Here is a 25,357-nt window from a genome sequence, read left to right as displayed (position 1 = left end):
GACGTGGATGCCCGGGACTTTTGTGCGAAGACGCGCTTCGCGCTTTTGCCCGGACATGACGAATGGATAGGCCTTGCCCCGCAGCTTCGACACGCCCCTGCCGATCGACGCCGTGCTCGACGATCTCTCGCGCACGCTGGAGGCGCATAATGCCGCAGTGCTGGTAGCGCCGCCGGGCGCCGGCAAGACCACGCGGGTGCCGCTCGCGCTGCTGGATGCGCCTTGGGCTGCCGGCAAAAAGATCATCGTGCTGGAGCCGCGGCGCATCGCTGCGCGGGCCAGCGCCGATCGCATGGCAAAATCGCTCGGCCAGCGCGCCGGAGAAACCGTCGGCTATCGCGTCCGCTTCGGCTCGAAGATATCGCGCGCGACGCGCATCGAGGTGGTGACGGAAGGCATCTTCACCCGCCAGATTCTCGACGATCCCGAGCTCTCGGGCATTGCCGCCGTCCTGTTCGACGAGTTCCATGAGCGCTCGCTCGACGCCGATCTCGGCCTGGCGCTGGCGCGCGACGCGCAATTGGGCCTGCGCGAGGATCTCCGCATCCTCGTGATGTCGGCAACGCTCGATGGCGCGCGCGTCGCAAAGCTGCTCGGCGAGGCGCCTGTCGTTGAAAGCGAGGGTCGCGCGTTTCCTGTCGAAACGCGCTATCTCGGCCGCAAGGCGGACGCGCAGGTGGAACGGCAGATGGCGGATGCGATCACCTCGGCCCTGCGCGCCGATGCGGGGTCCGTGCTGGCGTTCCTGCCAGGGGCCACCGAAATTCGCCGTACCCAGAATTTCCTCGCCGAGCGCGTGCAGGATGTTTCCATCGAGATCGTGCCGTTGTTCGGCGCGCTCGATCCCGCCGTGCAGGATCGCGCCATCGCGCCGGCCCCGAAGGGTATCCGCAAGGTGGTGCTGGCAACCTCGATCGCGGAGACCTCGCTGACGATCGAAGGCGTGCGCATCGTGGTCGATTCCGGTCTCGCCCGCGTGCCGCGCTATGAGCCGGATATCGGACTGACGCGGCTCGAGACCGTCCGTGCCTCGCGCGCCGCAGCGGATCAGCGTCGCGGCCGCGCCGGACGTACCGAGCCCGGAATCTGCTACCGGCTCTGGGACGAACCGCAGACGGCGTCGCTTGCGCCCTACACCCAGCCGGAAATCCTCAGCGCCGATCTGTCCTCGCTGGTGCTCGATCTCGCGCAATGGGGTGTCGCCGATCCGGCGGCGCTGTCGTTCCTCGACCCGCCGCCTCAGCCGGCCTGGAAGGAAGCCAAGAGCCTTTTGGCTGAGCTCAACGCGCTCGATGGCGACGGTCGCATCACCGCGGAGGGCAAGAGCCTGCGCGCACTGGCGCTGCCGCCACGGCTTGCGCGCATGATCGTGGATTCGCATCGCGCAGGCGCGGGCGAAGCCGCCGCCGAGATCGCCGCCATCCTCACCGAGCGCGGGCTCGGCGGCGACGGCGCCGATCTCGAGCACAGGCGCGACCAGTTCCGCCGCGACCGCTCGCCGCGCGCGTCGAGTGCGCGTGACCTGGCGCGGCGCTGGGCTTCGCAGGTGGCCGCATCTGAGAAGGCAAAGCCCGAGGAGAGCGATCTCTCCACCGGCCTGATGCTCGCCTACGCCTTCCCGGACCGCGTCGCGCGCAATCGCGGCAATGGCAGCTTCGTGCTCGCCAACGGCCGCGGCGCGGCTGTCGAACAGACCTCGTCGCTCGCCCGCGCGCCCTACATCGCGATCGGTGAGATGACAGGGACGGCGGCCAGCGGGCGCATTTTGCTCGCCGCGCCGATCACGCAGGACGATATCGAGCGGCATTTCGCCGAGCACATCGAAACCGTCGACGAGGTGTCGTTCGATTGCGGTGCAATGGCGCTGCGCGCGCGGCGAAAGCGCGCGCTGCACGCGATCACGCTGTCCGAAGCCACGCTCGCGCTGTCGCCCTCGGAAGAGACCGCACGCATCTTCGCCGACGGCCTGATCGCCGTGGGGCTCGACCGGTTGCCCTGGTCGAAAGCGGCCAGGCAATGGCGCGACCGGGTGATGTTTTTGCGCAAGGCCGAGGGCGAAGGCTGGCCCGATTTGTCGGACGACGGGCTGACCGCGCGCAGCGACGATTGGCTGGTGCCGGCGCTCTACGACAAGATCGCGCTGAAGGATATCTCGGCCGGCGATCTCTCCGATGCGCTGATGGTGCTGTTGCCGTGGGAGATGCGCGCGCGGCTCGAGCGCGAGGCGCCGACCCATTTCGAGGCGCCGACCGGCACCATGCTCGCGATCGATTATGAGGCCGAGCAGGGACCGACCATCGCGGTGCGGCTGCAGGAATTGTTCGGCCTCAACAGCCACCCGTCGATCGCCGCCGGCAAGGTGCCGTTGGTGCTGGAGCTGCTGTCTCCGGCGCAGCGCCCGGTGCAGGTGACGCGCGATCTCCCCGGCTTTTGGCGCGGCAGTTACAGCGCGGTTCGCTCCGACCTGCGCGGCCGCTACCCGCGCCATCCCTGGCCGGAGGATCCGGCGAACGCGCTGCCGACCCGGCGGGTCAAGCCGCGCGGGACCTGAGAAGTCACGAAGGCGTATTAACCGTTCGCTCATCCTTTTCGTCAAAATGACACGGGCCTGTCCGCGGCTTCGCTCGCGGACAGGCCCGTCGCGTGGTGAAATCGAGCTTTCGGCTCCGAGTGGTGTGATGCGTAACATTATGATCTTCGCGGCCATCATGATTGGGCTGGGCACCTTCATGGCGCAGATGGCGGACAGGATGAGCTCCGCCTCCGCGACGTTAGCACCGCGCACGACGGTCGCAGTCGCGGCGATGGCGCCGGCCGGCGGGCGCAGCCTCAGCATTTCCCGCGACGGCCGCGGCCATTTCCAGGCCGAAGGCCGGATCGACGGCCAGCGCATCGGCTTCATGATCGACACCGGTGCCTCCGTGGTGGCGCTCAACGAGACCTCGGCGGCACGCTTTGGACTGCGCCCCTCGCGCAGCGAGTACAATGCCACCGTCTCGACCGCCAATGGCACCATCAAGGCCGCCCGCGCCCGCATCGCCATGCTCGATGTCGGCGGCCTTGTCGTGCGCGATGTCGACGCCATGGTGCTGCCGGACGAGGCGCTGTCGGAGAACCTGCTCGGCCTCTCCTTCCTGTCCCGCCTGAAGCGCTTCGAATACGCCAACGGCCAGATGGTGCTGGAGCAGTAAGCGGTTTTGGAGCGGCGTGGTGAGACCTCCCGCCGGGGCGGCCGGCATGCTATAGTCCGCCGATGAACAGCCCCGATGCGATTGCGATCCTGCGACAGTCCGAGCCTGCCCTGCGCGAGCGGGGCGTCTTGCATGCTGCGTTGTTCGGCTCTGTGGCCCGGAATGAAAACCACGACGGCAGCGATATCGACATCATGATCGAGGTTGACCCGGACGCGCAGATTACGCTCTTCGACTATGTCGAACTGAAGGAATATATCGCCAATCTTTTCGATGGACCGGTTGACGTCGTCAACCGCGACAGCCTGAAATCATACGTCGCCCCTGCTGCGACGGAAAACGCCGTTTATGCCTTCTGATCGTACAGACGGGGCGCTTCAGGATATTTTGCACCACATCGATTTGGCGACTGAGTTCGCCGCAGGCCTCAGCCGCGATGCCTTTAAAGCGGATTTGCGGTCCGTCTATGCGGTTACACGCTGCCTTGAGATTATCTCTGAAGCATCGCGCCGTCTTCCGGACGATTTGAAGGCGAGACATCCGACGATCACGTGGAAGCAGATGGCGGCGGCCGGCAACGTCTATCGCCACAACTACGAGGATGTCGCGGCACATTTTGTGTGGGAGACCGTTCGACAGGCCCTTCCACCCCTCAGGGCGGTCGTCGAAGAGGAGATTGCGCGTCTCCAAGGAGCCGGCTAGGCAAGGCCCGGTTGCCTGCTCAGCCGCCCTGTCTCGGTCTTTCCCCAGTAGCGTTTCTCCGTTGCCAAACTGCCGCAATTATCATCCATAAGCTGCCATTCCCGCCTTCCGCTGCGGCCCGGCATTCGCTAAGGCTGCATCAAATCCTGGCTCTTTTTCACGAGACCTTCTCAATGTTCCCCAAGCCGAAATCCGTACTGCTGCCCAACACCTATGCCTTCGAATCCGAGCCCATGGTGAAGGCGACCGGCTTTCGCGAATACGACGCACGCTGGCTCTTCAACAAGGAAATCAACCTGATGGGGATACAGGCGCTCGGCATGGGGCTGGGCGCGCTGATTACAGAGCTCGGCGTCAGCCAGGAGATCGTCACCGGCCATGATTTCCGCGGCTATTCGGCCTCGATCAAATATGCGCTGATCTCCGGCCTGATGGCCGCCGGCTGCAAGGTACACGACATCGGGCTTGCGGTAACGCCGATGGCCTATTTCGCGCAGTTCGACCTCGACGTGCCCTGCTGCGCCATGGTCACGGCCTCGCACAACGACAATGGCTGGACCGGCGTGAAGATGGGCGCCAACCGTCCGCTGACGTTCGGCCCCGACGAGATGACGCGGCTGAAGCAGATCGTGCTCAACGCCGAGTTCAAGAACAAGGCAGGCGGCTCCTACCAATTCCACGAGAACTATCCGGCGCGCTACATCGCCGATCTCACCAGCCGTCCGAAGCTGAAGCGCAAGCTCAAGGTCGTCGCGGCCTGCGGCAACGGCACGGCCGGTGCGTTCGCGCCGCAGGTGCTGGAGGCGATCGGCTGCGAAGTGATCCCGCTCGACACCGAGCTCGACTACACTTTCCCGAAATACAATCCGAATCCGGAAGACATGGAGATGCTGCACGCAATCCGCGACGCCGTGCTGCAGCACAAGGCCGATGTGGGCTTGGGCTTCGACGGTGACGGCGACCGCTGCGGCGTTGTCGACAACACCGGCGAGGAGATTTTTGCCGACAAGGTCGGCGTGATGCTGGCGCGTGACATGTCGGCGATCCACAAGGATGCGCAGTTCATCGTCGACGTGAAGTCGACCGGCCTGTTCGTCACCGATCCCGTCCTGCAAAAGCAGGGCGCGAAGACCGCCTATTGGAAGACCGGCCATTCCTACATGAAGCGCCGCACCAACGAGATGGGCGCGCTTGCCGGCTTCGAGAAGTCGGGCCACTTCTTCTTCAACAAGCCGTACGGCCGCGGCTATGACGACGGCCTGGTCTCGGCGATCGCGATCTGCGATATGCTCGACCGCGCGCCCGGCAAATCGATGGCAGATTTGAAGGACGCGCTGCCGAAGACCTGGTCGTCGCCGACCATGTCGCCGCATTGCGCCGACGAGGTCAAATACGGCGTCATCGATGCCGTGGTGAAGCACTTTGAAGGCTTGCAGGCGAAGGGTGCGATGATCGGCGGACAATCGATCCGCGATCTCGTCACCGTCAACGGTGTGCGCGTCACGGTCGAGGATGGAAGCTGGGGCCTGGTGCGCGCCTCCTCCAACAAGCCCGAGCTCGTCGTTGTCGTCGAGAGCCCGGTCTCCGAGCAGCGCATGCGCGACATGTTCGAGATGGTGGACAGCGTGCTGCGCACGCACCCGCAAGTCGGCGAGTACAATCAGAGGATCTGAGGTGGCGGGCGCGTGCTTGCCGCATGACCGCCGTCATCACCCGCGAAAGCGGGTGATCCAGTATTCCAGAGACGGTTGCGATTGAGCGGAGGAGCCGCGGCGTACTGGATCGCCCGGCCGGGCGATGACACCTTCTCGGTGGCGAGACGCGAACCTTAAGCCGCCACCACCGCCGGGATCGGCAGCGCGGTGACCGACTTGATCTTCTCCATCGCGAAGCGCGAGGTGACGTTCTTCAGCGGCACGGCGCTGATCAGCTTCTTGTAGAAGATGTCATAGGCCTGCATGTCCGCGACCACGACGCGCAGCATGTAATCGACGTCGCCGGCCATGCGATAGAATTCCATCACCTCCGGCATCGCGCTGACGGCCTCGGCGAATTTTTTGAGCCAGGCATCGGAATGGTCGGAGCTTTCCACCGAGACGAACACGGAGATGCCGAGCCCGATCTTGTTCTGGTCGACCAGCGCGACCCGCTTCAGGATCACGCCGTCGGCCTCCAGGCGCTGGATGCGCTTCCAGCAGGGCGTGGAGGACAGTCCGACCCGGTCGCCGATCTCGGCAACGGACAGAGAGGCATCGTCCTGGAGCACCATCAGGATCTTGCGATCGATGGCGTCGAGGCGGCGGCTGGTCTCGGGGAGCTGGACGGCGAGGTCAGTCATTTGAAGAACTTTGTTCCATTATGAGGGCTTGTTTCCCTCATATAGAGAAAAATCTTCTATCGCAAGCCTATAATCTCGGCGACCGGCTCGGGCTGAGCTGCGGGCGTTCTCGCAAAAACACTTCAACTTCAAGGCGTTGCGGGGCGGCCATGCCGCCGCCATGACGGGTGCATTTCAGCGCTGCCGCAGCCGCGGCGAATTGCAGCGCCTCCTGCACATCGCTGCCTTCGGCGAGGCAAAGCGTAAAGGCGCCTTGGAAAACGTCCCCGGCGCCGAGCGTATCCACGGCCTCGATCGGGAAGGCCGGCGTCTCCTTCAGTTCGCCCGCCTCGTTCAGCCAGATCGTGCCGCGCGGGCCGCGGGTGGCGGCCAGGAAGGCCGGCGTCAGCGTCGCGAGGCGCTTCAATGCCTCTCCATCGTCGGCCACGCCCGCGGTCTCCTGCACCTGTTCGCTGGCGAACAGCAGATGCGATGCGGCCGTGAGTAGCCCGTCCTGCAATAACATCGCGCGGTCGACGCCGACGACGACGGGAACGCCGCGCCGGCGTGCTTCGGCGCAGAGGTCGGTGCAGAACGCAGCACAACGGCTCTCGACGAGCACTGCCTGGCAATCGGTGAGCAGTTCGTCGGCATCAGGCAGCTTCACGCTCCATGGAGCCGGATCGCGATAGATGGTGAGCGTCCGTTCGCCGGAAGGCTCGATCATGATCGCCGACACCGGCGTCGTCAGACCAGGCATGCGCACGATATGCGTGGTCTCGATGCCCTCGGCGGCCATCCGCTCGAGAAGGAAACCGCTCGATGTCTCGCCGGTATCGCCCATCGGTCCGGCGAACGAGACGCGGCCGCCGAGCCGCGCGATGGCGATCGCGGCGTTGAGCGCATTGCCGCCGCAGATATCCGCCAGATGGCTGGCGTTGGCCTTGCTGCCGCGTTCAGGCACGGCCTCGACGCGAAATGTGAGGTCGCGCACGGGAATGCCGATGCAGAGGATGCGCGGCGCAGTCCCTGACGCAGCCATCGGCGGTTCAGCTCAAGCGCCGTTCTTGTCGTGCACCCAGCGGCCGAGCAGATGATGGGCGATGGCGAAGGGATGCGGGCCGGCGAGCCCATCCGGATGGGTCCGCATCAGCATCAGGGCTGCCTCGTCGCGCGTGAACCAGCGCGCATCCTCCAGCTCCGAGTGATCGACGACGATGTCCTCGTTCAGCGCGCGTGCGCTACAGCCGATCATCAGCGACGACGGATAGGGCCAGGGCTGGGTCATGTAGTACTGCACGTCGGTGCAGCGGATGCCGGACTCTTCGAGGATCTCGCGGCGCACTGCGTCCTCGATCGTCTCGGCGGCCTCGACGAAGCCGGCGAGGCACGAATACATGCCCGGCGGAAATTGCTTCTGGCGGCCGAGCAGGCACTTCTCGCCCGAAGCGACCAGCATGATCACGACCGGATCGGTGCGCGGAAAGTGCTCGGCCTTGCAGCTCGGGCAATCGCGCTTCCAGCCGCCTTCTTTCATCGCGCTGCGGGTGCCGCAATTGGCGCAATAGCCGTGGCGCTGGTGCCAGCTCACCATCGACTTCGCCATCGCGACCGCCGAGAGCTCCTGCGGCGCGATCGCGCCCTGCATCGCCATGCCGCGCAGTTCGGTGAGGCTGTAGTCCTCGCGACCGACCAGCTTCTCGGCGGCAGCCTGCGACAGGCCCATGCCGAACACCGCGGCGCCGTCGCGCAAGCCTAGGAAGATCGTGCCGGGATTGGCGCCGCATTTCAGCGCTTCGTCGATCGACAGCATTGCGCGTGCGCGCTCGCCCTCGTGCTTCACCAGCAGCGAGTCGCGGTGGACGACATAGGCGCGAGACGACGGGTTCTGCTCCATCGCGAACAGCTTTTCGTCGTTACGGCGCAGATGCGCGGCGCGATCGAGGATGCTGGTGACGAAGGCCGGCTGCCCCAGCGGAAACGAGTCGAATGCTGACATTTCTTGTTCTTTCAACCCAACCAGATCTTGCGGCGAAGCGCGCTGATGAAATTCTGCACCTCCGTGGCATCGTGCGCCAGCGGTTGCATCACGCCCCAGACCGGCCGCGGCCAGGCGGCGTCACCGGTGCGGCGTGCGATGATGTGGACGTGAAGCTGCGGCACCAAATTGCCGAGAGCGGCGACATTGAGCTTGTCGCATTTGGTGATCTCCTTCAGCGCGCGCGAGACGCGCGAGATCTCGGTCATCAACTGCGCCTGCTGGACCTCGTCGAGATCGATGATCTCGACCGCGTCCGTGCGCCGCGGCACCAGCAGCAGCCACGGATAATGCGCGTCCTTGATGACAAGCACCTTCGACAGCGGCAGGTCGCCGATGTCGATGGTGTCCTCTTTCAGGCGGGAGTGCAGCGTCCAGACGGGATCGGGCATGAAGGTTTCCGGATGGCCCGATGGGGTCGGGCTTGTTTGCTCGGACCATACGACACCGAGTCCGCCAGGGGAAGGATAAGGCTCCGCGGCGGCTGCATACTCGATCGTCGTCCCGGACAAGCGGAGCGCCGATCCGGGACCCATAGCCACAGGATCACATTTTGCGAAGACTCGCGGTTACCCGCTTACGCGACAACTCCTCCCTGTGGATATGGGTCCCGGGTCTGCGCTTACGCTTGCCCGGGACGACGAGTGAGTTTGTGGCGCTGCTGGCGGCTACGCTTCCACGTCTTACGCCTCCGCCAGCACGCGCGCATTGGCGCGGATCGAGGCTTCGCTGACGCGGATGCCGAGGCCGGGGCCGTCGGGCACCACGACATGACCGCCGCGGTTGGCGACGCGCTCTTCGAGCACGTCCTCGGTCAGCACATGATGCGGCATGTAGAATTCGCAGCCGAGCGAGATGCCCGGCGTCGCCGCGATCAGCTGCGTGCCGGCGGCAAGGCCAATGCCGCCCTCCCACAGCGTGCCGCCATAGCCGGGCAGGCCGGCGATGTCGGCGATCGCCATGATCGCCTGCGCCTCGAACAGGCCGCCGGCCTTCATCAGCTTGATCGACACGGCGTCCGCCGCCTCGCGGCGCACCACCTCCATCATGTCGCGGCGGTCGAAACAGCTTTCGTCGGCGAGCACGGGCGTTTCAAGCGCCGCGGTGAGCTGCGCCATGACATCGAGATATTTGCGCGGCACCGGTTGCTCGATGAAGGTCGGCGCGAACTGCTCGACCTCGCGCAAGATCTTGATGGCGCCGAACGGCGCTAAGGCCTGGTTATAGTCGACGCGAAGGTCGACCTTGTCGCCGAATTCCTTTCGGATCGCTTCGAGGTGATCGAGATCCTCGCGATGCGGCTTCACGCCGGTTTTGACCTTGTAGATGACGTTTCCGTCCGGAACCATCTTCCGCATGCGCTCCAGATCGGCGGCGAAATCGGGATCGGCGATCGAGAACGACAGTGGGATCGTGTCGCGCACGCGGCCGCCGAGCAAATCGGCAACCGAAAGCCCCGACGACTTCCCGACGATGTCGAGCAGCGCCATCTCGATCGCGACTTTTGCTTCGGCGTGTCCGACCAGCGCGCGGTCGAGCTCGGCCATCAGCGCGCGAATGCGGCGTACGGGTTTGCCGAGCACGATCGGCCGCAAATAGATGTCGAGCGCGGAGAACGCCGCTTCCGGCGTTCCCGTAAAGACCTCCCACGGCGCCGCCTCGCCCCAGCCGATCACGCCGTCGCTCGACGTGAGCTCGATCAGCACGCGTTTGACCGTGCCCTTGACGTTGCCGACGCCCTGGAGGCGCGCCATCTTGATCGGGCTCTCGATCAGGAACAGCCTGATACGTTCGACGGTCGCTTCGGTCATGTCAGGCCTCCATTGACGTGCCAGACCTGGCCGGTGACGTAGGACGCTTTCGGCGACGCCAGGAAGGCGATGATTTCCGCCACTTCCTCCGGCCGCCCGCGGCGGTTCATCGGGATCAGCGCTTCGGTCGCGGCGATCTGCTCGGGCGACAGCCTGCTCTCGCTCGGCTTGTCCTTGACGATGAGGCCGGGCGCGACCGCGTTGACGGTGATGCCGTCCCTGGCAAGTTCGACCGCGGTGAGGCGCACCAGCGCTTCGAGCGCGGAACGGCTCGCTGCCGTCGCCGCGAACGGCGCGAACTCTGGCCGGATCGCGTGCGCCACGAAGGACGATACCGCGACGATCCGTGCGTCATGCCCTGCGCGCAACAGTGGAAGCGCGGCCTCGACCAGCCGTGTGAAAGCCAGTGCCGACTCATCCATCGCGCGGCGGAATTCGTCCGCTGGCGTGCCGATCGCACTGCCTCGGCGGGCATGGCCGCCAACCAGGATCAATCCATCGAGCCCGCCGAAGGCGACATGCGCGGCGGCGATGGCATCGGCGGCTGCGGCCTCCTCGGCGAGATCGCCGAGGCATTTTGCCACCACGGCACCTTGCGCTTCGGCCTCCGCCGCGGTGGCATCGAGGCCGGCTGCGTTCGACCGCGTGTGCAGCAGGAGTGCGGTGCCAGGGGCCGCGAGCAATTTTGCGGTGGCGCGGCCGATGCCGCTGGCGGCGCCGGTGACGAGATAGGCACGGTTGATATCAGGCATCACGTTGCTGCGTTGGCCGGCGGCAGTGCGCCGGTGCGGTGGAAATGGCTGAGGAAGGCGCGCGTCGCGGCCTGCTGCGGATTGTCGATCACCTGCCGCGCCGGACCTTCCTCGACGACGACGCCGTCGCGCATGAAGATGAGGCGGTCGGCGACCTCGCGGGCGAAGGCGATTTCGTGGGTCACGATCACCATCGTCATGCCCTCCGACGCCAACCGCTGCATGACGCTAAGCACCTCTCCGACCAGCTCGGGATCGAGCGCCGAGGTTGCCTCGTCGAACAGCATCACGTCCGGCTCCATGGCGAGCGCCCGCGCGATCGCGACGCGCTGCTTCTGTCCGCCCGAGAGCGTCGCCGGATATTGGTCGGCCTTCTCCGCAAGGCCGACCTTGGCAAGCTGCGCGCGCGCGAGCTTCTCGGCGTCCGCCTTGGCCATGCGCCGCACCGTGACGGGGCCCTCCATCACGTTCTGCAGCGTCGTCATGTGTGGGAACAGGTTGAAGTGCTGGAACACCATGCCGGTGGTGGCGCGGAATTTTGCCAGCGTCTTCACATCAGGCAGCTTCGCGCCCTCACCGAACGCAAAGCGCGTATCGCCGACCCGGACACTGCCGCCGTCGGGCACGACCAGGAGATTGATGCAGCGAAGCAGCGTCGACTTGCCCGAGCCCGACGGGCCGATCAGCGCCACCACGCCGCCCTTGGCGACGTCGAGGCTGATGTTCTTCAAGACCTCGTTGCTGCCAAAACTCTTGCGCAAGCTCCGGATCTCGATCTTGGATGTCTCGCTCATTCGCTGCCCGCCAGTCGCTTCTCGCCACGGCGGACGATGATGGTCAGGGGAATCAGGATCGCCGCATAGGCGACCGCAACGGCCGTGTAGGTTTCGAGCGGCCGGTAGCTGTCATGGGCGGCGACCTGGCTCTGATAGACCAGATCAGGCACCGCCAGCACCGAGACCAGCGAGGTGTTCTTGAACTGGATGATCGACTGGTTCATCAGCGCGGGGATCATGCGCTTGATCGCCTGCGGCAGCACGATGCGCCGCATGGCCTGGCCCGGCGTCATGCCGAGCGCGGCGCCGGCTTCCGACTGCCCGTTGTCGATCGAGACGATGCCGCCGCGGATGATCTCCGAATAGAACGAGCCGCCATAGAGCGAGAGCGCCAGCGCCGACGCCGTGATCGGAGTCATCTCGACACCGGCGAGAATCGGCAGCGCGTAATAGAACCAGATCAGCTGCACCAGGATCGGCGTGCAGCGGAACGCCTCGATGAAGGTGAGCGCGATCAGGCGCACCGCTCTAAAGCGCGACAGGGTGCCGAACGCGCCGAACAATCCGAAGACGAGCCCGAGCACGACGATGACCACGGTGAAGCCGACGGTGACGCCAAGCCCGTTGAGGAAGAGCCAGCGATAGCTCCAGAGGATGCCGAAGTCCCACTGATACATGCGTGCTTTCTTGCTTTACCTCCCCCGCTTGCGGGGGAGGTCGTATCGCATCGAAGATGCGATGCGGGTGAGGGTTTTATCCTCTTGGGGAGCCTCGCCTGCGGAGCTACCCTCACCCCAACCCTCTCCCGCAGGCGGGAGAGGGAGCAGAGCGGAGCGCGCGGACTGAGTTCGACCCAAACTCATCACACCTTACAGCGACACGCCCGGCGGAATGTCCGCTTCGGTCACGCCCACCAGCTCCATATTGGTGATGATCGCGTTGCGGATGAAACCGAGGCCCTTGTTGAAGTCGATCCAGGTGTTGACGTAGTCGCGCCAGGTCTTGTCGGTCTCGCGGCGGAAGCCGGCATTCGACGTTGTGGCGAAGATCGGCGTCGGCAGCACAAACTGGCCGAGCGAGGGGTTCTTCTTCAGGACGGTCAGCGACAGCATGGTGATCAGGCACTGTGCGTCGACGCGGCCGGTCTGGAGCGCGGCGGTGGCGTCGTCGGCGCTCTTCAGCCGGGTGATCTGCGCCTTCGGCGTCAGGCGGCTGACGACCTGGTCGTGGGACGAACCCTGGTCGACGGCGATCTTGACGTCGGGCGAGTTCAGCTCCGCCCAGCTCTTCGGCTTGAAGTCCTTCTTGCAGAGAATGCCGAAGGCGTTGTTGAAGACCGGCACCGAGAAATCGACCACCAGCGCGCGTTTCGGGGTCGGGTTGAGGCCGAAGAAGATGTCGATCTTGTTGGCCTGGAGATCGAGCACCGAATTGCCCCAAGTGGTCTCGGTGATGTCGAGCTCGGCCTCCATGTCGTCGGCAAGCGCCTTGGCGATGTCGACGTAAAAGCCCTTCCACTGGCCGCTGGCGAGGTCCTTCATGTAGTAGGGCGCGCCGCCGCCGACCGCGCCGATCCGCATCTTCTTGGTGCGGCGGATGCGGGCAAAGGTCGATTCGTTCGGATCGGCCGCTTGGGCCACGGCCGGGGACACCAGCGCGCCCGCGGTCGCTGCGCCAATAGCGCCAAGTCCGACAATCGATGCAACATCACGACGTGTAACCATTGGGATCAATCGCTTTTCTGTTGGATGGAGTTCCGGCAGTGTTCATACCAAGGCACTCCCGGCAGTGAAAGCACAGCCTATCGGCTGGGCAGACCGGGAATTGCCCGGATGCTGGGCAAGCCAGAGCTAAGTCCAGCCCGTTCAAGGTGATACCCGCTTGCTTTCCGGCCCCTTTGGCCCCAAATAGGGACCGGGAGATTGGCGGTGGACGAGCCACTCGCCAACCGGGTCAGGTCCGGAAGGAAGCAGCCCTAACGAGGTCAGGATCGGGTCGCTCGTCAGTCTCCTACCTGTTTTTTCGAGCGAATTGCGCCGGCGGCAAAACCGCCAGCGCGCCCCTTTCCGCAAAAGCCGGCCGAAAGACATTCCATTGCGGATCGACCGATGACCGACGCTGGCGCCCCTTCCAATTCCGATAGCGCCAGCCACGCCGGTTTTGCGCTCGGCGCCCAGCCGGGCACACCCTACCGGGTGCTGGCACGCAAATACCGCCCCTCCAGCTTCGACGATCTGATCGGCCAGGAGGCCGTGGTCCGCACCGTCTCCAATGCGTTCGAAACCGGACGCATTCCGCAGGCTTGGATTCTCACCGGCGTCCGCGGAGTCGGCAAGACCACTACCGCGCGCATTCTCGCCCGTGCGCTCAACTACGAGATGCCGGACGGCTCGGTGAAGGGGCCAACCGTCCACATGCCGACACTGGGCGTGCATTGCCAGGCGATCATGGAAAGCCGGCACATGGACGTGCTGGAGATGGACGCCGCGTCGCATACCGGCGTTGACGATGTCCGCCAGATCAATGACAGCGTGCGCTACGCGCCGGCCAGCGCCCGCTACAAGGTCTACATCATCGACGAAGTCCACATGCTGTCGACGGCGGCGTTCAACGCCTTCCTGAAGACGCTGGAGGAACCGCCGGAGCACGCAAAATTCGTGTTCGCGACCACCGAGATCCGCAAGGTTCCGGTGACCGTGCTGTCGCGCTGCCAGCGCTTCGACCTCCGCCGGGTCGAGGCCGACGTGCTGATGAAGCACCTTGCCAATATCGCTGCGAAGGAAAGCGTCGAGATCGAGCCGGAAGCGCTCGGCATCATCGCGCGCGCCGCCGAAGGTTCCGTGCGCGATTCGCTGTCGCTGCTCGACCAGGCGATCGCGCATGCGGCAGGCACAGTGAAGGCCGATGCCGTCAGGCAGATGCTCGGGCTCGCCGACCGCACCCGCGTCATCGATCTGTTCGATTCGCTGGCGCGCGGCGACATCGCCGCCGCATTCAAGGAGTTCCGCGACCAGTACGACGTCGGCGCCGATCCGATTGTCGTGCTCTCGGACCTCGCGGAATTCGTCAACTTCGTCACCCGCGTGAAGATCGTGCCGGCGACCGCCGACAACGTCGCCTATGGCGAGACCGAGCGGCTGCGCGCGCGCGACTTTGCCTCGAAAATCTCGATGCGCGTGCTGTCGCGGATGTGGCAGATGCTGCTCAAGGGCATCACCGAGGTGCAGGCCGCGACGCGCCCGGCGGCTGCCGCCGAAATGGTGCTGGTGCGCATCGCCTATGTCGCGGATCTGCCGACGCCGGACGAAGCGCTCAGGATGCTGGAGCAGAACGGCGGCGGTTCGCCGGTCGTGAGCGGCGGCAGTGCAGCGCGCAGCGCGCCGGCTTCGCCGGTTGCCTCCGCCGCGCCTGTTCGCGCGCCAACCTCGTCGCCGTCATCGTTCGGGGGCGGCGCTCGGCCGCAGATGGCGGCGCCCGCGCCAGATCCGCAAACTGCCGCGCCGGCACTGCGCGTCACGAGCTTCACCCAGCTTGTCGCGCTCGCCGGCCAGAAGCGCGATATCATGACCAAGGCGGCGCTCGAAGGCGACATGCGCCTCGTCCGTTTCGAGGAGGGCCGGCTGGAAGTCGCGCTCGAGCCGAACGCCTCCAAGACCATGATCACCGAACTCGCGCGCAAGTTCGAGCTCTGGACCGGCCGCCGCTGGACCGTGATCGTCTCCAACGAGCAGGGCCAGCCGACGCTGCGCTCGGTCAACCAGGCCGCCAAGCAGGAGCATGCGCGTACCGCCGAGGCCGATCCGCGCGTGCAGGAGGTGCTATCGCGCTTCCCCGGGGCGAAGGTCGTCGAGGTCCGCAGACTTGCCCCCGAGGCGCCGGTATCCAATATTAATGCCGACTATGGCAGTGACGATCCGCCCGACGGTTCCGACGGCGACGATCTCTAGGAGCATGATCCGGAAAAGTGCGAAGCGGTTTTCCGATAAGATCATGCGCAAACAATATGCTAAGGCGCGATGACGATTCATGGCGCCTTAGAGTCCATCTTTCCAAGGACACGCACCGATGGCTGATTTTCTCGGCATGATGAAGCAGGCGGCGCAACTGCAATCCAAGATGCAGGCGATGCAGGACGAACTCGGCAATGTCGAGGTCGAGGGCACCTCCGGCGGCGGCCTCGTCGCGGTGCGCATGACCGCGAAGATGGACGTGAAGGGCGTCAAGATCGACCCCTCGCTGATGAAGCCGGAAGAGCGCGAGGTGCTGGAAGACCTGCTCGTCACCGCGCTCAGTGACGCCCGCCGCAAGGCGGAGACGGCCATGCAGGAAAAGATGCAGGCGCTTACCGGCGGGCTCAGCCTGCCGCCGGGGTTGTTCGGCCAGTAATAATGGGCGCGGTTGCAGGTCCCGAAATCGAGCGGCTGGTCCAGCTTCTCGCACGGCTGCCGGGCCTCGGTCCGCGCTCCGCGCGGCGCGCGGCCTTGCATTTGATCAAGAAGCGCGAGGCGCTGATGATGCCGCTGTCGGGTGCCTTGCAGGTCGCGCTCGAAAAGGTGCAGGTGTGCAAGACCTGCGGCAATATCGATACGCAAAGTCCCTGCACGGTCTGCACCGATCCGCGACGGGATCCCTCGATCATCGTCGTCGTCGCCGATGTCGCCGATCTCTGGGCGCTGGAGCGGGCCAATGCGACTCAAGGTCGTTACCACGTGCTCGGCGCGACGTTGTCGCCGCTCGACGGCGTCGGCCCGCAGGATCTCACCATCGACGCGCTGGTCGCGCGCGCGCATGAAGCGCAGGTGCTCGAAGTCATCCTGGCGCTGAATGCGACGGTCGACGGCCAGACCACGGCGCATTACATCACCGACCTGCTTCAGGACGCCAACGTCAAGATCACGCGGCTCGCCCACGGCGTGCCGGTCGGCGGCGAGCTTGATTATCTCGATGAAGGTACGCTATCGGCCGCGATGCGGCAGCGGACCCTGTTCTAGCACTCCTACAGACCCCACGGAACGGACGACATGACGAAACGATTCGCCACTCGACTGGCTTTGGTTGCGACGGTGACGATGCTGGCAACACCGGCCATCTCCGCGCAGCAGGGCGACGAGGCGGCTCCGCCGCCGCCCAAGCCCGGCAAGCCGATCAACACCGGCGACGTGCTGTCGGGCGAGCTGAACGCGATGAAAGTGCGCGACGTCAAGAACGGCGGCAAGAGGGTTGCGACCTACCAGATCACCTCCGAGCCGCGCCGCCTGCCGCCGCCGAACGGGCTGTGCAATCTCGAGACCGGCCCCGAGACCTTCCAGCTCGTCCCAGCTCGTCCCCAATGGCGATGCGCAGGCCGCGCAGTTGAAGACGTTCGCCGGCAAGGAAATCTCGGTCAAGGTCGACGAAGTCGCCTGCGCCAGCGATGCCGGCCAGATGAGCGAAGCCGTGATCACGAAGTGGAGCATCATCAAGAAGCAGTAGGGAGAGGCCGCGAGATTAATTCGGTGTCGTCGCCCGGCTCGACCGGGCGACCCAGTACGCCGCGGCTTCTCGGTAAATCACAACTGTCTCTGGAATACTGGATGCCCCGCTTTCGCGGGGCATGACAGCGAGCGGTGACTAAACCGAAGTTTGCGCTTGGTTTGACCTGAAAGACGAATCCTTTCGGGCGGATGGGCGGAGAGTAGTTTGCAGTTTGTATCCATGTAACGGGGATTCCCAAATCAGTCGAGATGTGATTCGATTTGGGAATGTTCATCGAGACGATTCCCAATCGAGGCTCGCCGCCTGCGGTGCTGTTGCGGGAGGCGTATCGCGACGAGCATGGCCGCGCGCAGAAGCGGACCTTGGCCAATCTGAGCAAGCTGCCGGTGGATTTGATTGGCGGACTGAAGGCTCTGCTCAAGGGCGGCACGGTGATTGGCACCGGACCGGACGAGATTCAAATCGAGCGCTCACTGCCTCACGGCCATGTTGCAGCGGCGCTCGGGACGATCCGCAGAATTGCACTGGATCGGCTGATTTTAAGCACGACGAAGGATGAGGCATCGCGACGCCATTACTGGTAGCCATGATCGTTGATCGGTTGATTGCGCCACGCTCGAAGCTTGGCTTTGTACGGGCGGTGGATCAGGAGACGGCAATCTCCAGCCTCGGATCGGTTCTGCGCCTGGGCAAGGTGAAGGAGCGCGAGGCCTATGAGGCGCTCGATTGGCTGGTCGAGCGCCAGGCGCGGATCGAGACCGGCTTGGCGCGGCGACATCTCCAGGACGGCGTGCTGGTGCTCTACGACGTCAGCTCGTCCTACTTTGAGGGCCGCTGCTGTCCGCTGGCGCGCTATGGCCATAGCCGCGATCACCGGGGCGACCGGCCGCAGATTGTCTACGGGCTGCTCTGTACGCGTGAGGGGCTGCCGATTGCGGTTGAAGTCTTCGACGGCAACACGGCCGATCCGAAGACGCTGAGTTCTCAAGTCCAAAAGATCAAGGATCGCTTCGGGATCAGCCGTATGGTGTTGGTCGGGGATCGGGGAATGATCACCTCGGCACGCATCCGCGATGATCTCAAGCCGGCGGGCGTCGATTGGATCACCTGCCTGCGCGCGCCGGCGATCCAGGCTTTGGCGGCGGAGAACGGGCCGCTGCAGCTGTCGCTGTTCGATGACCGCGATCTCGCCGAAATCAGCGCCCCTGACCTGTTCCCAGGCGAGCGGCTGATCGTCTGTCGCAATCGCGATCTGGCAGCCGAACGAGCGCGCAAACGCGAGGATCTGCTGGCCGCGACCGAGCACGAACTTGCCCGCGTTCAAGCGCAGGTCCAGCGCAAACACTCTGCGTTGCGCAGTTCCGCCCAGATCGGCATCGCGGTTGGTGCGGTTTTGGACCGCAAGAAGATGGCCAAGCACTTCGACGTCGAAGTGGCCGATGGCTATCTCTCATGGCAGCGACGGATCGAGCAGATCGAGGAAGAGGCTCGCCTCGACGGCATCTACGTCATCCGAACCAGCATACCCGCTGGGCATCTCGACGCTGCAGAGGCGGTTCAGGCCTACAAGGACCTGTCGCGAGTCGAACGCAGCTTCCGGTCCATGAAAACCATCGATCTCGAAATACGGCCGATCCGCCACTGGACGGCACAGCACGTGCGGGCCCATGTCTTCCTGTGCATGCTGGCCTATCACGTCGAATGGCACCTGCGAGAAGCCTTGGCGCCGCTGTTGTTCCACGACACCGACCTTGAGGCCGCCCGGGGAGAACGGACCTCTCCCGTCGCCAAGACCGAACCATCTGAGGCGGCGAAGGCCAAGAAGGCAACAAAGCGATCAGCCGACGGCCATCACGTCATGAGCTTCGATGCGCTCATCGCCCATCTCGGCACGCTGGTCCGAAACACGATGCGCGTGCCCCTTCACACCAAGCATCGCTTCATGCTCCATTCCACACCAACCTCCGTCCAGGAGGCCGCGTTCAAGCTGCTCGATCTTGACCCGCTGCGTGTCCAGTAATTGAAAACACCGACCGTCAACTTATCGAGTCGGATCAATCCCTTGCACACTTCCCAAGCGAAAACTTCGGGCTAAACCCGCACCGGCCCCAGCGCCTCGAAATGCCCGCGCTTCTGGAGCCAACTGAGCAGCATCAGGCTCGGGATCGCCGCCAGCACGCAGATCACGAAGAACAGCGGCCAGCCGGTCGCCTTGGCGACATAGCCTGCCACCGACGAGAGATACGTGCGCCCGACCGCAGCGAGCGCCGTGAGTAGCGCATATTGCGTCGCCGTGTGCAGCGGGTTCTGGCATAGCGCCGAGAGATAGGCGACGAAGATCACGGTGCCGATGGCGCTGGTGAAATTCTCGCAGGTGATGGCGAAGGCCAGCGCCCATTGGTTGGTGCCGGCCACAGCCAGCCATGAGAAGGAGAGGTTGGCGACCGCCTGCACCACGCCGCCGATCCACAAGCTGGTCGCGAGCGAATAACGCCGCGCAACAAAGCCGCCGGCAAAACCGCCGATCAGCGTCGCGGCAAGACCAACGCCCTTCACGATCGCCGCATAATCATTGCGGGAGAAGCCGAGGTCGATCACGAACGGCGCCGTCATGGTGCCGGAGAACGCGTCGGTGAACTTGAACAGCACCACGAAGGCCAGCGCGGCGAGTGCATCCTTGCGCGACAGGAATTCCGAGAAAGCGCCGATCGCCGCATGCAACACGCGTGCGAACGCGGTCTCGGCTTGCGTCGCTGCTTCGGCCCGTACCGATTGCTCGGGCTCGGTCGCGGCCAGCGCCGTGATCGTCCCGATCAGCACCATCGCCGCCATCACCACATAGCCCCACATCCAGGCGGATGTGCGGGAAATGCCGGAGCTCTCGAAGCCGGAGACGATGAAGAGCGCGCCCGCGGTCGAGACCAGCATGCCGATGCGGTAGGCCGCGACATAAGAGGCCATGCCGGCGGCCTGCTCGCTCTCCGGCAGGCTCTCGACGCGGAAGGCGTCGACCACGATGTCCTGCGTCGAGGACATCGCCGCCACCAGCAGCGCGCCGAGCGCGACGTAGAAAGGCGAGCGCGCCGGATCGGTCAGCGCGAGCAGCAGGATCGCGATGATCAGCAGCAATTGCGAGAACAGCAGCCAGCCGCGCCGCCGTCCGAACGCGCGCGTGAACAGCGGCACATGCAGCGCATCCACCAGCGGCGCCCACAGGAATTTCAGCGTATAGGGCGTGCCGACCAGCGCAAACAGCCCGATGGTGCCGAGATCGACGCCGGCCTCGCGCATCCACACCAGCAGCGTCGACCCCGACAGCGCCAGCGGCAGCCCGGAGGAGAAGCCGAGAAACAGCACGATCAGCACCCGCGGCTGCAGGTACACGGCAAGGCCGTCGCGCCAGGAGGCGGTTGGGGTCTCGGTGCCGGCGGGGGAGGTCGCGTCGGGTGCGGTCATGCGGGAGGTGTTAGCAGATTCTGGCTGCCACAAGTGAGGTGTCGTCGCCCGGCTTGACCGGGCGATCCAGTATTCCAGAGGCAGGGGTTATGGGGGACCTGCTATCTCCGGATAAAGATCATTCCAGTCCGGATTTTCTTTCTCGATCAGCGCGATCTTCCACGCTGGCTTCCATTTCTTGAGTCGCTTCTCGCGCCTGATCGCGTTCTCGGGATCATCGAACTGCTCGAAGTAGACGAGCCTGACGACGTCGTACTGCTCTGTGAAGCTCTCAATCAGCTTTGATTTGTGTTCCGCTACCCGGCGGATGAGATCATTGGTCACGCCGATGTAGAGGGTGCCGCCGATCTTGCTAGCGAGTATGTAGACGTAGTAGCTGCGCGTTCCCATTTGGCGTCTCTGGGATACTGGGTCGCCCGGTCAAGCCGGGCGACGACAGCCGAGGTTGTGGCGGCAGTCTCGAACAGGTTACTCCCCCGCCTGGAGCTTGCGCGGGAACAGCTCGGCGGCACCGGTCGCCACCAGGTGCGGGCCTTCGGGCGCGTCGGTCTTGCTGAAATCCAGCTCCTCGATCCGTCCCGCTCGTTTTTCGATCTTGTCGGCGGAGATCAGCACCTGCCGCACGTCCTCGTTCGCGTCGGCAAAATGCTTCTGGAGTTTCAGCACGCGGTCCCTGAGGCGGCCGAGGTCGTCTCCGAGCTTGATCACCTCGGTGCGGATCTGGTCGGCGGCGTCGCGCATGCGCGCGTCCTTCATGATCTGCTGCATCACCTGGATTGCGAGCATCAGCAGCGAGGGCGACACCAGCACGACACGGGCGCGATAGGCCTTCTGGATCACGTCGTCGAAACCGTCGTGGATCTCGGCGTAGACGGATTCCGACGGCACGAACATCAGCGCCATCTCCTGGGTCTCGCCCGTGACGAGATATTTGTCGGCGATGTCGCTGACATGCTTCATCACGTCGCTGCGCAGGCGTTGCGTGGCAATGCGCCGCTCCTCGTCGCTACGCGCGTCGTGCAGCGCAGTCATCGCTTCGAGCGGAAACTTTGCGTCGATGCAGAGCGGCCGCTGGTCGGGCAGGAACACCACGCAGTCCGGCCGCTTTCCGGTCGAGAGCGTGAACTGGAACGCGTAGGCGCCCTTCGGCAATCCGTCCTGGACGATCGCCTCCATCCGCGCCTGACCGAAGGCGCCGCGCGACTGCTTGTTGGCGAGCACGTCGCGCAAGGTGGTGACCTGCGTGGTGAGGTCGGTGAGGTTCTTGTGCGCGCTGTCAATGATGCCGAGCCGCTCGTGCAGCGCGCGCAGGCTCTCCATGGTGTTGCGGGTGGTGTGCTCCATGGACTGGCCGACGCGGTGGGTCACCGAATCCAGCCGCTCGTTGACCGCGCGCGCCATGTCGGCCTGGCGGCCGGCGAGCGTCTGGGTCATGGCGTCGACCCGGCCAGAAGCCTCGCTCTGGACGTGCAGCACCTGGCTCAGGCGCTCCTCGAGCTCGTCCGCACGGATCGCATTGGCCATCGCCAGTTCCGCCCCGCGCCGCCCTGAGCGCGCGATCACGACGGCGATCACCAGCAGCAGGATGAGGACCAGCGCGCCGAAGCCGATCAGCGCGTCCACCGTGCGCACCGGCCAGTCGCCAGCCAAGAAAATGATCTCGTTCATGCTCGTTCTTCTAGCCGATTCGCGTGTCCGCACGAACGAATAGCGAACATTTATGGTAAATGCCCCATTAATTTTTATGGTTAACGAAACCCAAAGTTTTATGGTTAGCGGATCGTTAACGGAGTTCCTGGCCGCATTGACCGCATCCGGCGCGCGGCTTAAATCGCCGCCATGGCCCTCAGAGAAATCATCATCCTGCCCGACAGGCAGCTGCGTCTGGTCTCCAAGCCGATCGAGAAGGTCACGCCGGAGATCCGCAGGCTTGCCGACGACATGTTCGAGACCATGTACGACGCGCCCGGCATCGGGCTGGCGGCGATCCAGGTCGCGCAGCCGCTGCGGCTCATCACCATGGACCTCGCCAAGCGCGACGAGAACGGCGAGACCACGCCGGAGCCGCGCGTGTTCATCAATCCGGAGATCATCGCCTCGTCCGAGGAGCTGTCGGTCTACGAGGAAGGCTGCCTCTCGATCCCCGAATATTACGAGGAGGTCGAACGTCCCGCCAAGGTGCGCGTGCGCTTCACCGATCTCGACGGCAAGGTGCACGAGGAGGACGCCGAAGGCATCTATGCCACCTGCATCCAGCACGAGATCGACCATCTCAACGGCGTGCTGTTCGTCGACTATCTGTCAAAGCTCAAGCGCGACCGCGTTCTGAAGAAGTTCGAGAAAGCCGCCAAACGCGCGGAGGAGTGATTATAGAGTGCATCATGTCGCCGCTTGCTCAGTAGACTCCCTCCCCCCTTGCGGGGGAGGGCAGGGGAGGGGGGTAGCCCAGGAAAAGGTCTATCCCTCGTCGAGAAAGAATGCGCGCCGCGAACGTCCAAATGGAGAGAGCGCGCCGTGTGGCACCCCCCTCCCTAGCCCTCCCCCGCAAGGGGGGAGGGAACGCAGTGAGTGCTGTTGATGCCCCTCCGCCTCATCTTCATGGGCACGCCCGATTTCTCCGTGCCGACACTGCTCGAACTCGTCGCGCACGGCCACGAGATCGTGGCCGTCTACACCCGCGCGCCGAAGCCGGGCGGGCGGCGCGGCCTGCAATTGCAGCCGACGCCGGTAGAAGAGGCCGCGCGAAAACTCGGCGTTCCCGTGCTGACGCCGAAGACGCTGAAGTCACCGGAAGCGCTCGACGAGTTTCGCGCGTTTAACGCGGATGCAGCGGTCGTCGTCGCCTACGGCATGATCCTGCCGCAGGCTATTCTCGATGCGCCAAAGCTCGGCTGCTACAATCTGCACGCCTCGCTGTTGCCGCGCTGGCGCGGTGCTGCGCCGATCAACCGCGCCATCATGGCCGGTGATGCCGAGAGCGGCGTGATGGTGATGAAGATGGATGTCGGCCTGGATACCGGCGACGTCGCCATGGCCGAACGGCTGGCGCTATCCGACACAATGACTGCTGCCGACCTGCACGATCGCCTGTCCCGGCTCGGCGCCGATTTGATGGTGCGCGCGATGGCGGCGCTTGGGCGCGGCGGGCTCCAGCTCAAGAAGCAGAGCGAGCAGGGTGTCACCTATGCGGCCAAGATCGACAAGAGCGAGGCGCGCGTCGACTGGACCAAGCCCGCGCGCGACGTGCTGCGCCACATCCATGGTCTGTCGCCGTTTCCCGGGGCCTGGGCCGAGCTTGCCGGCGCGAGCGAGAATGCACGTGTCAAAATCCTGCGCTGTGAGCTGGTGAAGGGCTCCGGCGCGCCGGGCGAGGTGCTCGACGACCAGCTCACCATCGCCTGCGGCGACGGCGCGATCCGCATTCTCGAGCTCCAGCGCGAAGGCAAGGCGCGGATGCAGGCGGCGGATTTCCTGCGCGGCGTGCCGCTGAAGCCGCCGATGCGGCTGGCCTGATGCCCCGCTACAAGCTCATCATCGAATATGACGGCGCGCCGTTCTTCGGCTGGCAGGTGCAGGAGACGCTGCCTTCTGTGCAGGGCGCGTTGGAAGCTGCGGTGAAAGCGATGACCGGCGCGGATGTGCGCGTGCATGGCGCCGGCCGCACCGACGCCGGCGTGCACGCGATCGGCCAGGTCGCGCATGTCGACATCGAGAAGCAGTTTCCGCCGGGCCGTTTTCGCGACGGGTTGAACGCGCATTTGCGCCCGCATCCGGTCGCGGTGCTCGAAGCCGAGATCGTGCCGGATGCCTTCGAGGCGCGGTTCTCGGCGGTCAAACGCCACTATCGCTACCGCATCGTCAACACCCGGGCCAATCTCGCGCTCGACATCGGCCACGCCTGGCGCGTGCCGCGCCGGCTCGATGCGGAAGCGATGCATGCCGCCGCCCAGCGCCTGCTCGGCAAGCACGATTTCACGACGTTCCGCGATACCGAGTGCCAGGCCAAATCGGCGGAGAAGACGCTCGATCAGCTCGACGTGCTGCGCGACGGCCGCGAGGTGACGATCCTCACCTCCGCGCGCTCGTTCCTGCACAGCCAGGTCCGCTCAATGGTCGGTTCGCTGGTCTGGGTCGGTGAAGGCCGCTGGACCTCGGACGATCTCTCCGCAGCCTTGCAGGCCCGCAACCGCGCCGCCTGCGGCATCGTCGCCCCGCCGGACGGGCTGTATCTGGTGAAGGTGGATTATTGAGGCGAGAGGCCGACCCCGGCGTCATGGCCGGGCTTGTCCCGGCCATCCACGTGCGTCAACATGCGACCATGCAAGGCGGATGGGTGTACATCCTGGCGAGCGCGCCAAATGGCATTTTGTATGTCGGCGTCACGAATGATCTCGTGCGGCGAACATATGAGCATCGCGAGGGGCTTGGTAGCAGGCTTTACCAAGAAGTACGCCGTGAAGCGTCTTGTCTATTTCGAGCGCTACGAGGAAATCCAAACCGCCATCCAGCGCGAGCACAACATCAAGCACTGGCCGCGTAAGTGGAAGGTGCGGCTGATACTCAGAGACAATCCCGAGTGGAAGGACCTCTACGACACGATCACCCAGTGAGACGTGCGCGGGCTCTCACCACAACGTCATGGCCGGGCTTGTCCCGGCCATCCACGTTCTTCCTTTGCCGGCGCAAAGAACGTGGATGCCCGGGACAAGCCCACGGCTGTCCGGTTCAGGCTTCGGCGTCAAAAAGCGAGTCGCTAGAGTCAATTAATGGCGTCGGGGCATAGCTGCGAAGACTTGTTGTTCGCGAGAACACCGCAAATTTTCTTCATTGCGGACCTCA

General features: G+C 64.8%; 23 protein-coding genes, 1 other RNA gene and 3 pseudogenes. 15 read left to right on the top strand and 12 right to left on the bottom strand.

The window, feature by feature from the left end; all coding sequences use genetic code 11:
• The first annotated feature begins 73 nt into the window (after positions 1–73).
• The 5 genes from hrpB to IVB18_RS46885 all read left to right on the top strand — a co-directional run bounded on the left by hrpB (position 74) and on the right by IVB18_RS46885 (position 5,566).
• On the top strand, positions 74–2,551 hold the full coding sequence (gene hrpB / locus IVB18_RS46905) for an ATP-dependent helicase HrpB (protein WP_247986813.1): 2,478 nt from the start codon (positions 74–76) through the stop codon (positions 2,549–2,551).
• A 127-nt stretch (positions 2,552–2,678) separates the two neighbouring features.
• Positions 2,679–3,191 (top strand): TIGR02281 family clan AA aspartic protease, encoded by a 513-nt coding sequence (locus tag IVB18_RS46900; RefSeq protein ID WP_247986812.1) that lies wholly within the window; start codon positions 2,679–2,681, stop codon positions 3,189–3,191.
• A 62-nt stretch (positions 3,192–3,253) separates the two neighbouring features.
• Positions 3,254–3,550, top strand: coding sequence for a nucleotidyltransferase family protein (locus IVB18_RS46895; RefSeq protein ID WP_247986811.1), 297 nt, complete (start codon positions 3,254–3,256; stop codon positions 3,548–3,550).
• A complete protein-coding gene (locus tag IVB18_RS46890; RefSeq protein ID WP_247986810.1) occupies positions 3,540–3,893 on the top strand; it encodes a HepT-like ribonuclease domain-containing protein in 354 nt (117 codons plus the stop codon). The genes IVB18_RS46895 and IVB18_RS46890 overlap by 11 nt, the downstream gene beginning before the upstream one ends.
• Positions 3,894–4,066: 173 nt before the next feature.
• Positions 4,067–5,566, top strand: coding sequence for a phosphomannomutase/phosphoglucomutase (locus IVB18_RS46885; RefSeq protein WP_247986809.1), 1,500 nt, complete (start codon positions 4,067–4,069; stop codon positions 5,564–5,566).
• A 155-nt stretch (positions 5,567–5,721) separates the two neighbouring features.
• Here the strand turns inward: IVB18_RS46885 and IVB18_RS46880 are convergent, their stop codons facing one another.
• The 9 genes from IVB18_RS46880 to IVB18_RS46840 form a co-directional block, all read right to left on the bottom strand.
• Positions 5,722–6,231, bottom strand: coding sequence for an Lrp/AsnC family transcriptional regulator (locus IVB18_RS46880; protein ID WP_148751631.1), 510 nt, complete (start codon positions 6,229–6,231; stop codon positions 5,722–5,724).
• Positions 6,232–6,298: 67 nt separating this feature from the next.
• A complete protein-coding gene (locus IVB18_RS46875; RefSeq protein WP_247986808.1) occupies positions 6,299–7,252 on the bottom strand; it encodes a PfkB family carbohydrate kinase in 954 nt (317 codons plus the stop codon).
• A 12-nt stretch (positions 7,253–7,264) separates the two neighbouring features.
• Complete coding sequence (nudC, locus tag IVB18_RS46870) at positions 7,265–8,209, bottom strand: NAD(+) diphosphatase (protein WP_247986807.1); 945 nt, start codon at positions 8,207–8,209, stop codon at positions 7,265–7,267.
• 11 nt (positions 8,210–8,220) lie between these two features.
• A complete protein-coding gene (locus IVB18_RS46865) occupies positions 8,221–8,640 on the bottom strand; it encodes an HIT family protein (RefSeq protein WP_247986806.1) in 420 nt (139 codons plus the stop codon).
• A 291-nt stretch (positions 8,641–8,931) separates the two neighbouring features.
• Complete coding sequence (locus tag IVB18_RS46860) at positions 8,932–10,059, bottom strand: muconate cycloisomerase family protein (protein WP_247986805.1); 1,128 nt, start codon at positions 10,057–10,059, stop codon at positions 8,932–8,934.
• Positions 10,056–10,811: an SDR family oxidoreductase gene (locus IVB18_RS46855; RefSeq protein WP_247986804.1), complete on the bottom strand. Its 756-nt coding sequence runs from the start codon at positions 10,809–10,811 to the stop codon at positions 10,056–10,058. The genes IVB18_RS46860 and IVB18_RS46855 overlap by 4 nt, the downstream gene beginning before the upstream one ends.
• Positions 10,811–11,605, bottom strand: a complete 795-nt coding sequence (locus IVB18_RS46850) for an amino acid ABC transporter ATP-binding protein (protein WP_247986803.1) — start codon at positions 11,603–11,605, stop codon at positions 10,811–10,813. Before IVB18_RS46850 ends, IVB18_RS46855 begins: the two co-directional genes overlap by 1 nt.
• Positions 11,602–12,264: an amino acid ABC transporter permease gene (locus IVB18_RS46845; protein WP_247986802.1), complete on the bottom strand. Its 663-nt coding sequence runs from the start codon at positions 12,262–12,264 to the stop codon at positions 11,602–11,604. Before IVB18_RS46845 ends, IVB18_RS46850 begins: the two co-directional genes overlap by 4 nt.
• 192 nt (positions 12,265–12,456) lie before the next feature.
• Complete coding sequence (locus IVB18_RS46840; RefSeq protein WP_247986801.1) at positions 12,457–13,311, bottom strand: transporter substrate-binding domain-containing protein; 855 nt, start codon at positions 13,309–13,311, stop codon at positions 12,457–12,459.
• 193 nt (positions 13,312–13,504) lie between these two features.
• On the opposite strand from IVB18_RS46840, the gene ffs reads away from it, so the two are divergent.
• The 6 genes and pseudogenes from ffs to IVB18_RS46810 all read left to right on the top strand — a co-directional run bounded on the left by ffs (position 13,505) and on the right by IVB18_RS46810 (position 19,082).
• An RNA gene (gene ffs / locus IVB18_RS46835) (signal recognition particle sRNA small type) lies at positions 13,505–13,601 on the top strand.
• 94 nt (positions 13,602–13,695) lie between these two features.
• Entirely contained in the window at positions 13,696–15,534 is a 1,839-nt protein-coding gene (locus IVB18_RS46830; protein WP_247986800.1) for a DNA polymerase III subunit gamma/tau, read from the top strand.
• 118 nt (positions 15,535–15,652) lie between these two features.
• The gene (locus IVB18_RS46825) at positions 15,653–15,973 is read left to right on the top strand and encodes a YbaB/EbfC family nucleoid-associated protein (RefSeq protein ID WP_247986799.1); all 321 of its coding nucleotides are present in this window, start codon (positions 15,653–15,655) and stop codon (positions 15,971–15,973) included.
• Complete coding sequence (gene recR, locus IVB18_RS46820; RefSeq protein WP_247991902.1) at positions 15,973–16,578, top strand: recombination mediator RecR; 606 nt, start codon at positions 15,973–15,975, stop codon at positions 16,576–16,578. Before IVB18_RS46825 ends, recR begins: the two co-directional genes overlap by 1 nt.
• 30 nt (positions 16,579–16,608) lie before the next feature.
• A pseudogene (locus IVB18_RS46815) lies at positions 16,609–17,059 on the top strand (hypothetical protein).
• A 269-nt stretch (positions 17,060–17,328) separates the two neighbouring features.
• Positions 17,329–19,082, top strand: a pseudogene (locus tag IVB18_RS46810) (IS1634 family transposase).
• Between the two features lie 71 nt (positions 19,083–19,153).
• On the opposite strand, the gene IVB18_RS46805 reads toward IVB18_RS46810, so the two are convergent.
• The 3 genes from IVB18_RS46805 to rmuC form a co-directional block, all read right to left on the bottom strand.
• Positions 19,154–20,518 carry an MFS transporter gene (locus tag IVB18_RS46805; protein WP_247986798.1) on the bottom strand — a complete coding sequence of 455 codons (1,365 nt, stop codon included), beginning with the start codon at positions 20,516–20,518 and terminating at the stop codon, positions 19,154–19,156.
• Positions 20,519–20,605: 87 nt separating this feature from the next.
• Positions 20,606–20,908: a GIY-YIG nuclease family protein gene (locus IVB18_RS46800; protein WP_247986797.1), complete on the bottom strand. Its 303-nt coding sequence runs from the start codon at positions 20,906–20,908 to the stop codon at positions 20,606–20,608.
• Between the two features lie 78 nt (positions 20,909–20,986).
• Positions 20,987–22,186 (bottom strand): DNA recombination protein RmuC, encoded by a 1,200-nt coding sequence (gene rmuC / locus IVB18_RS46795; protein ID WP_247986796.1) that lies wholly within the window; start codon positions 22,184–22,186, stop codon positions 20,987–20,989.
• 171 nt (positions 22,187–22,357) lie between these two features.
• Between rmuC and def the strand changes: the two genes are divergently transcribed.
• The 4 genes and pseudogenes from def to IVB18_RS46775 all read left to right on the top strand — a co-directional run bounded on the left by def (position 22,358) and on the right by IVB18_RS46775 (position 25,128).
• The gene (gene def / locus IVB18_RS46790) at positions 22,358–22,885 is read left to right on the top strand and encodes a peptide deformylase (protein WP_247986795.1); all 528 of its coding nucleotides are present in this window, start codon (positions 22,358–22,360) and stop codon (positions 22,883–22,885) included.
• 210 nt (positions 22,886–23,095) lie between these two features.
• Positions 23,096–24,031: a methionyl-tRNA formyltransferase gene (gene fmt, locus IVB18_RS46785; RefSeq protein WP_247986794.1), complete on the top strand. Its 936-nt coding sequence runs from the start codon at positions 23,096–23,098 to the stop codon at positions 24,029–24,031.
• Complete coding sequence (truA, locus tag IVB18_RS46780) at positions 24,031–24,768, top strand: tRNA pseudouridine(38-40) synthase TruA (RefSeq protein WP_247986793.1); 738 nt, start codon at positions 24,031–24,033, stop codon at positions 24,766–24,768. Before fmt ends, truA begins: the two co-directional genes overlap by 1 nt.
• Before the next feature lie 23 nt (positions 24,769–24,791).
• Positions 24,792–25,128: pseudogene (locus IVB18_RS46775) on the top strand (GIY-YIG nuclease family protein).
• The last annotated feature ends 229 nt before the right edge of the window (positions 25,129–25,357 follow it).

This window comes from Bradyrhizobium sp. 186, assembly GCF_023101685.1.
In the GTDB taxonomy this organism is placed as follows: domain Bacteria; phylum Pseudomonadota; class Alphaproteobacteria; order Rhizobiales; family Xanthobacteraceae; genus Bradyrhizobium.
Note: the sequence above shows the minus strand (reverse complement) of the source record. Positions and strands in the feature narration are given on the sequence as shown.